Consider the following 13,137-nt stretch of genomic DNA (forward strand, 5'->3'; position numbering starts at 1 on the left):
CGGCACGGTGCCTGCTGCCCGCCTGCCTGTTTGCCTTCTGCCTGTACACGGCCGGTACGAGACTCGTACGAGTGAAAGGCGGGGAGTCAACCGTCGCGTGACACCAAGGAATTGACCTTTCGCCCCATCCCGTAGTGACCTGGATCACCATTAGCGTGGCGGTCACAAGGCTCACCAGGCGAAGGGAAATCTTCCATGCGCGTCGGAGTACTGACCGGGGGCGGCGACTGCCCCGGGCTCAATGCCGTCATCCGTGGGGTCGTCCGCAAGGGCGTGCAGGAGTACGCGTACGAATTCGTCGGCTATCGCGACGGCTGGCGCGGACCCCTCGAAGCCGACACGATTCCGCTCGACATCTCGGCCGTCCGCGGCATTCTGCCCCGCGGCGGCACCATCCTCGGCTCTTCGCGCACCAACCCCCTCAAGGAAGAGAGCGGCATCCGCCGCATCAAGGAGAACCTCGCCAAGCACGAGGTGGACGCGCTGATCGTGATCGGCGGCGAGGACACGCTCGGCGTCGCGACGCGGCTCCACGCCGAGTACGGCGTCAAGTGCGTCGGAGTGCCCAAGACCATCGACAACGACCTGTCCGCCACCGACTACACCTTCGGCTTCGACACGGCGGTCGGCATCGCGACCGAGGCCATCGACCGGCTGCACACCACCGCCGAGTCGCACATGCGCGTCCTGGTCGTGGAGGTGATGGGGCGTCACGCGGGCTGGATCGCCCTGCACTCCGGTCTGGCCGGCGGCGCCAATGTCATCCTCATCCCCGAGCAGCGCTTCGACGTCGACCAGGTCTGCGCCTGGGTGACGTCGCGTTTCAAGGCCAGCTACGCCCCGATCGTGGTGGTCGCCGAGGGCGCCATGCCCAAGGACGGCGAGGCGGTCCTCAAGGACGGGTCGCTCGACTCCTTCGGACATGTCCGGCTCTCCGGCGTCGGCGAGTGGCTGGCCAAGGAGATCGAACGGCGTACCGGCAAGGAGGCCCGCACCACCGTCCTCGGCCATGTCCAGCGCGGCGGCACTCCGAGCGCCTTCGACCGCTGGCTGGCCACCCGCTTCGGGCTGCACGCGATCGAGGCGGTGCGGGACGGGGACTTCGGCAAGATGGTCGCGCTGCAGGGCACGGACATCGTGCGCGTCCCGATTGCCGAGGCGACGGCGAAACTCAAGACGGTGAACCCGAAACTGTACGAGGAGGTCGGGGTCTTCTTCGGCTGAGCGGGCTGTTCCCCACCCCGCCCGTTCCCTCAACCGGGGGCGCTGCCCCGGACCCCGTGCGGGGGGCAGCGCCCTGCGGGCGTGGGGGACCCACAGCGCCTCAAGCGCCGGACGGGCTCGATGGTGCCGCCCTGACCGACATGTTCAGCCTCGCCGGCGTTTGAGGCGCGGGTCCGGGGCGGAGCCCGGTCAAGGGCGGGCGGGGGGAAATCAGGCCCGGCCCGCCCGCGTCGCCGAAGCCAGGAGGTCGTGGATGACTGCCGGACCCCGCATCGTCAGCACCGACTCCGGGTGGAACTGGATGCCCGCGAAACCCGGCCCGCGCAGCGCGTGCACCTCACCGTTCGGGGCGCGGCAGACCTCAACCCCGTGCGCCCCCAGTTCCGCCGCCGCCGCGTCGTCGCAGCGCGCCGTGAAGCTGTTGTAGAAGCCCACCGTCTCCTCGCGCCCGAAGAAGTCGATCCGCTCCTGCGCCCCCTGGTACGGCGCGTCCTTCCGTACGATCTCCAGGCCCAGCTCGGCCGCCATCAGCTCATGGCCGAGGCAGACTCCGAGCAGTTCGTGGCGGTGATCGCGCAGCAGATCGGCGGCGAGCGTGCGCAGGAAGCGCATCTTCGGGTCGGTCGCGTCCGCCGGATCGCCAGGACCCGGGCCGAGGACCACCGGTCCGGTGTGCGCGAGGACGATCTCGCGCAGGCCCGGCTCGTCGTACCGCCGTACCGTCACCTCCAGGCCCGTGGAGCGCAGCAGATGCGCCAGCATCGCGGTGAAGGTGTCCTCGCCGTCGACGACCAGGGCGTGGCCCGAAAGCTGCGCGGAGCGCTCCTGCATCCGGAGCCAGAACGGCGCGAGGTCGGCGCGGCGGGCGTCGAGTGCCGCCCGCACCCGTGGATCGTCGGCGAGCTTGGGGCGCTCGGCGTGCTCCCGCGGCCGCCCGGGGCGCACGCCCAGCGCGGCCAGTACGCCTGCCGCCTTGGCATGCGTCTCGGCCACCTCGCCCGCCGGGTCGGAGTGCCGCACCAGGGTCGCCCCGACGGGCACCCGCAGGGAGCCGTCGGCGTCGATGTCGGCGGTACGGATCAGGATCGGGGAGTCGAGCGTCTGCGCGCCGGCCTGTCCTTCCCGCCCGCCGCCCGCGTCGCCGCCGATCAGCGCGAGCGCGCCCGCGTAGTAGCCGCGGCCGCCCACCTCGTGGCGCTCGATGACCCGGCAGGCGTTCTGCACGGGCGAGCCGGTGACCGTCGCCGCGAACATCGTCTCCTTCAGCACCTCGCGCACATCGAGCGAGGAGCGGCCGCGCAACTCGTACTCGGTGTGGGCGAGATGAGCCATTTCCTTGAGCCGGGGCCCGACCACGACGCCGCCCATGTCACCGACGGTGCACATCATTTTCAGCTCTTCGTCGACGACCATGGAGAGCTCCTCGCGCTCCTTGCGGTCGCCGAGGAAGCCGAGCAGCGCCTCGGGGGTCGGGCCCTCGGGCGGATAGCGGAAGGTGCCGCTGATCGGGTTCATCACGACGGTGCCGCCGCTCATCCGGACATGGACCTCCGGGCTGGCGCCGACGAGGGTGCGCCCGCCCGTCTCCCGCCGCCGCCCTTCCAAGGAAGGTCCTTCGGGCCCCCTGTTTCCGGTGTGCACGACGAAGGTCCAGTACGCGCCGCGCTCGCCGGCCAGCAGCCGCCGGAACAGGGCCAGAGCGTCGGCCCGGCCGAAGCCGGGGATCCGGCCGGTGTAGGTGCGACGGATGACGAAGTTCGCGCCCTCGCCCCGGCCGATCTCGTCCTCGATGACGCGCCGGACGATCCCCGCGTACTCCTCGTCGTCGACGTCGAAGCCCCCGTCCTCGACGCGGACCTCGTGCGCCGGCAGTGACTTGAGGGCCTCGGCGAGCGGCAGTTCGTACGTCTCGTCGGCGACGAGCACGGACAGCGGAGTGCCGTCGTCGCGTACGTCGAAGCCGCGCTCCCTGATCTGGCGGAAGGGGATCAGGGCCAGCGAGGGACGGTCCGTGACCGGGATGTCCGCGAGCGACCCGACCTCGTGCACGGCGCCGATCAGGACCTCGACGGTGTCGTGATCGTGGCCGGGAGTACGTCTGCGCAGCAGCGCGAAGGGCGGGCAGTCGTCGTCGAGCAGTCTGCTGATAGGCATCGGTGTGTGTTCCTTCCGAGTGGGAGGAACGGCCCGCGGAAACGGGAAAGGCCGCCCCTCGGGGCGGCCTTCGCGAGCTGTGTGTACGCGCAGTCAGTGGGCCGCCGGATGAGCGGTCCACCACCAGGTCTGGGTCGAGTGCGCGAACATGACGCCGACAATAACGCATCCGCAATGACGCATCCGCCCGCGGCACCGCAGCGCGTCCGGGAAGCGGACGGCCGCGGTGCGCGGGCGGATCATGCCTAGTGCGTCAGACCAGCAGGTTGTAGATCTGCCAGCCGGTGGCGATCTGCGCCCTGGCGGCGAACGGCGCGGTGGCGCTGCCCGTGCCCTTGTAGAGCCACAGCACGCCCGAGGAGTCCCGGGCGATCAGGTCCGCCCTGCCGTCACCGGAGAGGTCGCTCGGTCCGTTGAGGACGTTGTAGATCCCCCAGCCGGGACCGATCTTCACCCTGGCGGCGAACGGCGCGGCGGCATTGCCCGTGCCCTTGTAGAGCCACAGCACGCCGGAGGTGTCCCTGGCGATCAGGTCCGCCTTGCCGTCGGCGGTGATGTCTCCGGTGTCCGTCAGCGCGTTGTAGATCTGCCAGCCGGGACCGATCTTCACCCTGGCGGCGAACGGGGCGGTGGCGTTGCCCGTGCCGTTGTAGAGCCACAGCACGCCCGCCGAGTCGCGGGCGATCAGGTCCGCCTTGCCGTCGCCGGTGAGGTCCCGGGCGCCGGTCAGCTGGTTGTAGATGCCCCAGCCCCTGCCGACCTCGGTGCGCTTCAGGAACGGCGCGGACGGATTGCCGCTGCCCTTGTAGTGCCAGAGCACGCCCGAGGTGTCGCGGGCCACCATGTCGCCCGTGCCGTCGGCGCGCAGAGCCGTCATCGAGGTGACCGCGTTGTAGCCCTGCCAGCCGCTGCCGACGCGGTAGCGGCTGAGGTACGGCGCGGTCGCGCTGCCGGTGCCCTGGTACTGCCACAGCACGCCCGAGGAGTCCCGCGCGAGGGTGTCGTAACGGCTCGTGCCCGCGTCCGGGACGGTGCTGCTGGTCAGTTCGACGTCGCTCGCCTTCACCCACGCCATGCGGTGGTTGTAGCGGATCGGGACGTAGAGGTCGGTCTTGCCCTCCACCCGGAGCTGCGTGGAGCCGAAGTAGTCGTCACCGAGGACCGCCTCGCCTGCCTTCACATAGGCCTGGCCGGCGGGGAAGGTGTACTTCGACAGGTAGTCGGGGTTGTCCGTCGGCGCGGTCTCGCCGGTCCCCTCGTAGGCCGAGGCCTCGGGGAACGAACGTCCGTAGACTCGGGCCGTCGCGCCGGCCTTGAGCTTCACTACGGTCCCGCTGGCGACCGGCGCGGTGTACTGGCCGCCGGGGTTGTAGAACCAGGCCTTCTGCCCGCCGTACCAGATGGCCGTCCAGTTGTACTGCGCCTCGGCGACGACGTAGGTGCCTCCTGCGAGGACCTTGTTGCCCCAGTTCGGGCCGTCGCTCCACAGCACGTTGGGAATGTATGGGTCCTTGATCGGCGTGGCCGTCGACGCCGTCGTGTACAGGTACCCGAAGTTTGCCGGCTGCTTGGCGACGGTGCTGCCGTTGTATGTGATCGTGGGCTGGTTCGCCGTGGTGAACGGCGGTACGACACGGACCAGTTGACCGGCCTTGAGCGGGCCGCCGGCGCCACCGGCACCTGTCGGCGCCCCCAGCAGCGACATGTAGTGGTTCCAGTCCCAGAACGGGCCCGCGTCCCAGTGCATGCCGGCCACCTTGGCGTCCAGCAGTCCCGGCACCTCGTCATGGCCGATGATGTGCTCACGGTCCAGCGGAATGCCGTACTTGGCCGCCAGGAACTTCACCAGGGTCGCGGAGGACTCGTACTGCGGCTCGGTGTACCAGCTGCCCGCCTTGATGGCGTAGCCCTCGTGCTCCAGGCCGATGGCATGCATGTTGACGGTCCAGTTGCCCGCGTGCCATGCCAGGTTCTTGTTCTCGACCATCTGGGTGACCAGACCGTCCGAGGCGCGGATCAGGTAGTGCGCGCTTCCCCTGGCCGCGGAGCTCTGGAAGGCGGCGATGGTGCCGTCGTAGCTGCCCTCGGTGTCGTGGATGACGATCTGGCGGATGCCGAACCCGCTGGCGGGGCGGTCCGCGAGCGTGTAGTTGCGCTGGCCGGTGCTCGGGACCTCGGCCGGGATGTAGTTGCAGTTCAGGCCCGACGGGCACTCGGGCGTCGGAACCGCCGTCGTGCTCGCGAAGGCCGCGGCGAGCGGGACGTTCGACGGCTTGACCGGCTCCACTGAGGGATCGGCCGGCAGCGTGAGGAGCTGGCCATCCGTAGTGAGCTCCCGCTCGCCGGCCTTGATCGACTCGAAGACGCGCTTCGCGAAGAGATCGGCGCCCTTCTTGTCCGGCGACTCACTGAAACGGGCGACGGCCGGGTACCAGTGCCCCGGCTCGTCCGGCAGCTCGCCGGTCGCCTGGCGCTGGTACTCCGCGAGCAGCGCCGCACCGGCGCGGATGCTCTCGCCCGTGCTGTTCTTCACGGAGTCTGTCGAACCGTCGATCAGCTCGGCGGCCTTGTCCAGGGTGTGCAGCCGCGGGTCGTCGGTGTCGACGGTCTCCTCCGGCAGGCTACGCAGCATCTTCGCGGCGTCGAAGGTCTTCTCGATCGCCGGGTTGCCGCTCGCGTTGAGGTGCGCGAGGCGCTCCTTGCCGTCCGGCTGCTCCACGTCCTCCGGGTCGACCTGGGTGAGCCCCATGACGTTGTACGCGCCGGTCGTGCTCGGCCGCCCGTCGTGGGTCTCCCAGCGCGTCTGCCGGTACGAGACCGCCATCAGGACGCTCTGCGGAACGTCGAATTCCCGCGCCGCGTCCTCGAACTGGAACTGCAGCACCGCGCCCGGTGGCGTCGCCTTGCCGTCCGTCGAAGAGTCCAGGAATCCGGGCGAGGCCACGGCGATGGTGCCGATCGTGGCAGTGGCGACCACGGCTGTGGCGATGCCGTAAATGAGCAGCCGTCTCTTGCGGTCCCTACGGTGTCCGCGGTTCAAAGCCCCACCCCTGTGTCACTTGTTTTAATATCGAACCACTTGGAAAATCGGCGTGAGAGTAGCAGGTTCGGGGGCTTCGAATCGCCTCGGCAGACAGTTCGGGCAGACCGGACGGCCGAGTCCGCCGAACAGCCGGCCGATGTCGGAGTAGGGCATCGCGTCTCATTCAGTGGGCGCTCGAAGGGGCGTCCACAAAGACCCCGTAATGTTGACTGGGTGACCGTGAACGCTAAGACCACCACTGCCGGTGGCAACACCTGGCGAGACCTGCCCGCGGCGCAGCAGCCCGAGTACCCCGATGCCGAGGCTCTGCGCGATGTGATCGCGGACCTCGAGGCGTATCCGCCGCTCGTCTTCGCGGGCGAGTGCGACCAGCTGCGCGCCCGGATGGGAGCCGTCGCCAAGGGCGAGGCGTTCCTGCTGCAGGGCGGCGACTGCGCCGAGGCATTCGACGCCGTGTCCGCCGACCAGATCCGCAACAAGCTCAAGACCCTGCTCCAGATGGGCGCGGTGCTCACCTACGCCGCGTCCGTGCCCGTGGTGAAGGTCGGCCGTATCGCCGGTCAGTACTCCAAGCCGCGCTCCAAGCCGACCGAGACCCGCGACGGCGTGACACTGCCGACCTACCGTGGCGACTCCGTCAACGGCTTCGACTTCACCGAAGCGGCCCGCGTCCCGGACCCCGAGCGCCTCAAGCGGATGTACAACGCCTCCGCGGCGACGCTCAACCTGGTGCGCGCCTTCACCACCGGCGGCTACGCCGACCTGCGCCAGGTGCACGCCTGGAACCAGGACTTCGTGAAGTCGTCGCCCTCCGGCCAGCGCTACGAGCAGCTCGCCCGCGAGATCGACAACGCGCTGAACTTCATGAAGGCCTGCGGCACCGACCCGGCGGAGTTCCGCACGGTCGAGTTCTACTCCTCCCACGAGGCGCTGCTGCTGGACTACGAGTCGGCGCTGACCCGCGTCGACTCCCGCACCGGCCGGCTGTACAACACCTCGGGCCACATGGTCTGGGTCGGCGAGCGCACCCGTCAGCTGGACGGGGCGCACATCGAGTTCGCCTCCCGGATCCGCAACCCGATCGGTGTGAAGCTCGGCCCGACGACCACGGTCGACGATGCGCTGCAGTACATCGACAAGCTCGACCCGGAGCGCGAGCCGGGCCGGCTGACGTTCGTAGTCCGTATGGGCGCCGACAAGGTCCGCGACAAGCTCCCCGAGCTGGTCGACAAGGTCACCGCCTCCGGCGCCACGGTGGCCTGGGTTACCGACCCGATGCACGGCAACACCTTCGAGGCGGCCTCCGGCCACAAGACCCGCCGCTTCGACGATGTGCTCGACGAGGTCAAGGGCTTCTTCGAGGTCCACAAGGAGCTCGGCACGCACCCGGGCGGCATCCATGTCGAACTCACCGGTGACGATGTCACCGAGTGCGTCGGCGGCGGCGACGAGATCTTCGTCGACGATCTGCACCAGCGCTACGAGACGGCCTGCGACCCGCGCCTGAACCGCAGCCAGTCGCTGGATCTGGCCTTCCTCGTCGCCGAGATGTACCGCGACCAGTAGTGACGGATCAACGACGGTGGGGCGCGGATCAATGTGATCCGCGCCCCACCGTCATTTCCGGGGCTTTTGCGCGCCGGGTCCACCGGGTAAGGTTAGGTAAGCCTCACCGATCATCGGGAAAGGCGCCACCTATCGATCCCGACCGGGAGGTGAACCGCGTGTACGTCTGCTCATGCTTCGGCATCACCGAGAAGCAGGTGAAGGAGCACGCGGAAGCCGGTGCCTGCACTCCCCGCCAGGTGGCGTCACTCTCCAAGGCCGGAACCGACTGCGGATCGTGTGTACGCCGCATCCAGGGGATTCTCGGTCGTGCCGCCTGCCCCCGCCGTGAGCTGCTCGATCGGGGTAACAGCGCCGCCGGGCTGGCAGCGGACCCCGACTCCGGCCCCGGCACCGAGCTCGGCGAAGCGGCATAGTTCCGCGGGTCGTGGCCCCACCGTCGGGCTGCCCGTGGCCTAACTGTCCGGCTGCTCGATCAGCTGGGCGATGTACAGCGCCTCACCGAGCTTCTCCACCAGCTCCAGCTGGGTGTCGAGATAGTCGATGTGGTGCTCCTCGTCCGCCAGGATCGACTCGAAGATGTTCGCGGACGTGATGTCGCCCTTGGCGCGCATCACCTCGATTCCGCGCCGGAGGCGGTCGATCGCCTCCACCTCGACCTGCCGGTCGGCCTGGAACATCTCGGTGACCGTCTGGCCGATGCGCACATGGAACAGACGCTGGTAGTTCGGCAGGCCCTCGAGGAAGAGGATCCGGTCGGTCAGCAACTCCGCGTGCTTCATCTCGTCGAACGACTCGGACCGGGTGTACTTGGCGAGCTTTGTCCAGCCGAAGTTCTCCTGCATCTTCGCGTGCAGGAAGTACTGATTGATCGCGGTCAATTCGGCGGTCAGCTGCTCATTGAGAAACTCGATGACCTCGGGGTCGCCCTGCATCGCAGAGGCTCCTTCCGCGCGCGTGTGACTGGGGCAGGTGCGCGAATCCTCGCACCGCGACCAGAGAGCGTCCAGTAAGTGCATGCTTAGTAGGAGTTGCCCGAATCGGGCCAGACCTGGTCATGACCACCCCTCCTGGTCTGTCACCATTGAAGGCATGGGTCAGCCGGAGAGCCGGGAATACCGCGCATCAGAGGAGTCCGAGCTTCCGCCGGGGCAGCGACTGCAGCGTGGCTGGCCGGTCACCCACTACGGGCCCGTACCCAAGTTCAGGCCGGAGCGCTGGGAGTTCCGGGTTTTCGGCGCGACCGCGGACGGCGACAAGCACTGCTGGAACCACGAGGAGTTCTCGGCGCTGCCCTTTGCGACGGTCGTCGCCGATCTGCACTGCGTCACGAAGTTCAGCATGCTGGGGGCCGAATGGGGCGGCGTGCCCGCCCGTACGGTCCTGGAGCTCGCGCCGCCCGCGCCGAACGTCACCCATGTCATGGTCTGGGCCGAGTACGGCTTCAGCGCCAACCTGCGGCTCTCCGACTTCGTCGCGGACGGCGCCATCTTCGCGACCCACAAGGACGGTGAACTGCTCACCGCCGAGCACGGCTTTCCGCTGCGTCTTGTCGTCCCGCATCTGTACGCCTGGAAGGGGCCCAAGTGGGTCCGTGGTGTGGAGTACATGACGGCCGACCGCCGCGGCTTCTGGGAGGAGCGCGGCTATCACAATCTCGGCGACCCGTGGCGTGAGCAGCGCTACTCCTATCAGGAGGAGCCGGGGGACGGCCCGGAGCTCTGACTCCCTGGCGTCAGTGGTGGTACTGATGGACCACGGCGTGGCCCATGCCGCGGCCGATCATCCACTTGTTGACGGGTGTGGTGATCACGAAGGCGGCGACGAGCGCGATCGCGAGGACCCACCAGAACATCGCGTCGGCCAGATGGGCGTCCATCGCGCCGGGCCACAGGAGGAGCACGCCGTTGTCGACCAGCTCCATGACGGCGATGGAGAGGGTGTCGGCGGCCAGGGCGACCCGGACGGCGGTCCTGACGCCGACGCCGGCCCTGAGGACTGCGCGCAGCGTGAGTGAGTAGCCGAAGAAGAAGGCCAGGATGATCGCGAGGATCATCGTCGGCAAGTTCCCCCAGCCCAGTGCCGTGCCGATGACCATGCCGAGCACTTCGCCGATGGCGCAGCCGGTGAGGCAGTGGAGCGTGGCCCGGGCGGCCATGGACCAGCTCACGGGGCCGTGCTGAGAGTGGTGCTCAGGTTGTGTGTGCTGGGCGTGAGCGTCGTGCCGCATGTGCGAGCCCCCAAAACCAGGTAGCGGTTCCTGTCGACAGCAAGAACCGTATACCCCCTAGGGGTATTCCTGAATTGTTCAGCGGAATTTCTTCAGCCGCGCCACATCCGCCGCGTGCCCTTCCTTGCCGCCGGGCGTCTCGATGATCAGCGGTACGCCATCGGTCGCCGGATGCTGCATCAGTGCCCGGAACGGCTCCTCGCCGATATGGCCGCCGCCGATGTTCGCGTGGCGGTCCTTGTGGGCGCCGACCACATCTTTCGAGTCGTTGGCGTGGATCAGCTTCAGCCGCCCTTCGCCGACGGTCTCCACCAGCAGATCAAGAGTCTGCGCCATGCCGTGCGGCCCGGCCAGATCGTGTCCCGCCGCGAAGATGTGGCAGGTGTCCAGGCAGACGCCCAGCTTGGGATGGGCGTCCAGCGCCTCGAAGTACGGACCGAAGTCCCAGGTCCTGGAGCAGAGCGAGAAGCCCTGGCCCGCCGTCGACTCCAGCAGCAGGAACGGGTCGTCGTCGTGCGTCAGCTCGTCGAGCAGCGGCAGCATCCGCTCCCGCACCTGCGCCAGAGCCACCTCGCGGGTCCGGCCGCCGGTCGCCGAGCCGGTGTGCACGACCACGCCCAGCGCGCCGATCTCCCGGCCGCGGCGCAGCGAGTGCCGCAGGGACTCCACGGACTGCTCGGCGGTCGCCTCGGTGTGCGAGCCGAAGTTGATCAGATACGGGGCGTGGACGTACGCCGATATCCCGTCGGCCGCGCACTCGGCGCGGAACTGCTCGTCCTGCACCGGATTTCCGGCGGGCGTCGCCCAGCCGCGCGGATTGGCCACGAAAACCTGGACGGTCTCCGCCTCCAGCTCACGGGCGTAGGCGAGACCCGTCCTGGCCAGGCCGCCGGCCACGGGGACATGGCCGCCGACGGGGTTGCGCATCCGAACTACAGTCCCTTGGTCTTGATGGTGATCGTGCTGCCCTCGGGGGCCTGGGCGCCGCCCGCGACGGACTGGCTCTCGACGGTGTCGCCGAGGAAGGGGAAGTTCTTCTCGACCTTCACCTCGAAGCCCGCGGACTCCAACGCGCCGGTGGCGTCCTCGACGTTGTCTCCGACTACATCGGGGACCTCGATCATCCGCGGTCCCTTGGAGACCGTCAGCGTGATCGTGTCGCCGCGGGCCAGCTGGGCGCCCTCGGCCGCGGACTGCTTGGCGATGGAGCCCGCTTCCTCGGGGGAGTTGATCCGCTCGGTGGCGACCTTGACCTTGAGTCCGGCTTCCTTGAGCGCGCTGGTGGCGTCCGCCACGGTCTCGCCGGTCACGCCCGGTACGTCGATCGGGGAGCCCTTGCTGATGACGATGGCGACCGCGGAATCGGGGCTGCGCCCGGTCCCGGCCGCCGGGTCCGTGCTGATCACCGAGCCCTGGTCGATCTCGTCGTTGAACGCCTTGGTGACCACTCCCGGCGCCAGACCGAGCTTCCTCAGGTCGCGCTCCGCCTCGGCGAGCGGCTGGCCCTTGAGGACGGGGACCCGGACGATCTCCGGGCCGCGCGAGACGATGATGGTCACCGAGCCGTTGCCGCGGATGCGCTCATTGGTCGCGGGGTCGCTGTTGATGACCCTGCCGCGCTTGACCGTCTCGCTGAAGTCGTACTTGACCTTCTTCACATCGAGCCCGGAGCTGTTCAGCTTCTGCTTCGCGTCCTTCTCGGTCTTGCCGATCAGGGCCGGGACGCGGGTGAACTGCCCGGAGTTGATGTACCAGACGCCCGAACCCACGCCGAGCACCAGGAACACCGCGACCAGTATCGCGATGACGCCGCGCCTGGGCATCGGCCGGCGCCGGGACTGCTGGGGCTGGTGCGGGGGTTCGGAGGGCGGCATCGCCAGCCGGGTGGTGTGGTTGACCACCCCCTCCTCGCGGAGGAGTACCCGCGGGATCACGTCCGTGGCGTCCTCGGAGGAGGGAGTCACGTGTATCCGCTCGCTGCCGGGCTCTGCCGTCTCCTGGGTGTGGGCCTGCGGCGGCACCAGGTCCAGCTGCTCGTCGCCGAGAGCGGCACGGGCCTCGCGGACCTGGGCCAGCAGCGCCACGGCGTCGTACGGACGGACATCGGGATTGCGGGCCGTGGCGCTCGCGACCAGCTGGTCGAGCTCGACGGCGAGCCCGGGGACCAGCGCGGACGGCGCCGGAATGTCCTCGTTCAGATGCTGGAAGAGCACCTGGGCGGGGGTGTCACCGGCATGCGGCTTGCCGCCGGTCAGCATCTCGTAGAGGACGACACCGCAGGCGTAAACATCGGCGCGGGTGTCGGCCGTGCCGTACTCGATCTGCTCGGGGGCGAGGTAGGAAACCGTGCCCAGCACCGTGCCGGTGGTGTTTGTGACCGATCCCACGGCCCGTACGAGACCGAAGTCGGCGACCTTGACCCGGCCGTCGTCCCCTATCAGCACGTTCTCCGGCTTCATGTCCCGGTGAACGAATCCGGCCCGGTGCGCAGCGCCCAGCGCCGCCAGCACGGGCTCCAGGATGTCGAGCGCGGCCCGCGGCTGGAGCGCCCCGCGCTCGCGCAGCACGTCGCGCAGCGTGCAGCCCGCGACGTACTCCATCGCCAGATAGACGTACGCGCCCTCGGCGCCCTGGTCGAAGACGCCCACCACATTGGGGTGGGCGAGGTGCGCCACGGACTTGGCCTCGCGGATGAAGCGCTCCACGAAGGACGCGTCGGTGGCGAGGGCGGGGTGCATCACCTTGAGCGCGAGCACCCGGTCGAGTCGGGTGTCGACGGCGCGGTAGACCGTGGCCATACCGCCGACGGCTATGCGCGCGTCGACGCGGTAGCGGCCGTCGAGCACCTGCCCGACGAGGGGGTCCCTGAGCGTCGTATCCACGCAGGCGATTCTACGAGCCACCGCCGACACTCCTGACG

At 69.0% G+C, this 13,137-nt stretch carries 11 protein-coding genes; 4 read left to right on the forward strand and 7 right to left on the reverse strand.

Translation table 11 applies throughout. From position 1 onward, the window contains the following. Positions 1–195 precede the first annotated feature (195 nt). Positions 196–1,224, forward strand: a complete 1,029-nt coding sequence (locus J7E87_RS31300; RefSeq protein WP_215097990.1) for a 6-phosphofructokinase — start codon at positions 196–198, stop codon at positions 1,222–1,224. Between the two features lie 210 nt (positions 1,225–1,434). On the opposite strand, the gene J7E87_RS31305 is transcribed toward J7E87_RS31300, so the two are convergent. From J7E87_RS31305 to J7E87_RS31315, 3 genes are all read right to left on the reverse strand, one after another. Continuing rightward, the gene (locus tag J7E87_RS31305; protein WP_215097991.1) at positions 1,435–3,378 is read right to left on the reverse strand and encodes an anthranilate synthase family protein; all 1,944 of its coding nucleotides are present in this window, start codon (positions 3,376–3,378) and stop codon (positions 1,435–1,437) included. Between the two features lie 93 nt (positions 3,379–3,471). Beyond that, entirely contained in the window at positions 3,472–3,621 is a 150-nt protein-coding gene (locus tag J7E87_RS36620) for a trp operon leader peptide (RefSeq protein WP_215097992.1), read from the reverse strand. A gap of 10 nt (positions 3,622–3,631) precedes the next feature. Continuing rightward, entirely contained in the window at positions 3,632–6,418 is a 2,787-nt protein-coding gene (locus J7E87_RS31315; protein WP_215097993.1) for an N-acetylmuramoyl-L-alanine amidase, read from the reverse strand. 216 nt (positions 6,419–6,634) lie between these two features. On the opposite strand from J7E87_RS31315, the gene J7E87_RS31320 reads away from it, so the two are divergent. Both J7E87_RS31320 and J7E87_RS31325 read left to right on the forward strand, forming a co-directional pair. Further along, positions 6,635–7,987 carry a class II 3-deoxy-7-phosphoheptulonate synthase gene (locus J7E87_RS31320; protein WP_215097994.1) on the forward strand — a complete coding sequence of 451 codons (1,353 nt, stop codon included), beginning with the start codon at positions 6,635–6,637 and terminating at the stop codon, positions 7,985–7,987. Positions 7,988–8,145: 158 nt separating this feature from the next. Further along, positions 8,146–8,403 carry a (2Fe-2S)-binding protein gene (locus J7E87_RS31325; protein WP_308313141.1) on the forward strand — a complete coding sequence of 86 codons (258 nt, stop codon included), beginning with the start codon at positions 8,146–8,148 and terminating at the stop codon, positions 8,401–8,403. Between the two features lie 39 nt (positions 8,404–8,442). Here J7E87_RS31325 and bfr read toward each other — a convergent pair whose 3' ends face one another. After that, positions 8,443–8,922: a bacterioferritin gene (gene bfr / locus J7E87_RS31330; RefSeq protein ID WP_215097996.1), complete on the reverse strand. Its 480-nt coding sequence runs from the start codon at positions 8,920–8,922 to the stop codon at positions 8,443–8,445. A gap of 157 nt (positions 8,923–9,079) precedes the next feature. Between bfr and J7E87_RS31335 the strand changes: the two genes are divergently transcribed. Continuing rightward, complete coding sequence (locus J7E87_RS31335; protein ID WP_215097997.1) at positions 9,080–9,712, forward strand: sulfite oxidase-like oxidoreductase; 633 nt, start codon at positions 9,080–9,082, stop codon at positions 9,710–9,712. 10 nt (positions 9,713–9,722) lie between these two features. Here the strand turns inward: J7E87_RS31335 and J7E87_RS31340 are convergent, their stop codons facing one another. From J7E87_RS31340 to pknB, 3 genes are all read right to left on the reverse strand, one after another. Further along, positions 9,723–10,217 (reverse strand): DUF4396 domain-containing protein, encoded by a 495-nt coding sequence (locus tag J7E87_RS31340; RefSeq protein WP_215097998.1) that lies wholly within the window; start codon positions 10,215–10,217, stop codon positions 9,723–9,725. 78 nt (positions 10,218–10,295) lie between these two features. Next, entirely contained in the window at positions 10,296–11,144 is an 849-nt protein-coding gene (locus tag J7E87_RS31345) for a deoxyribonuclease IV (RefSeq protein ID WP_215097999.1), read from the reverse strand. Between the two features lie 5 nt (positions 11,145–11,149). Further along, the gene (pknB, locus tag J7E87_RS31350; RefSeq protein ID WP_215098000.1) at positions 11,150–13,099 is read right to left on the reverse strand and encodes a Stk1 family PASTA domain-containing Ser/Thr kinase; all 1,950 of its coding nucleotides are present in this window, start codon (positions 13,097–13,099) and stop codon (positions 11,150–11,152) included. Positions 13,100–13,137 lie beyond the last annotated feature (38 nt).

This window comes from Streptomyces sp. ISL-1 (assembly GCF_018614585.1).
In the GTDB taxonomy this organism is placed as follows: domain Bacteria; phylum Actinomycetota; class Actinomycetes; order Streptomycetales; family Streptomycetaceae; genus Streptomyces; species Streptomyces maoxianensis.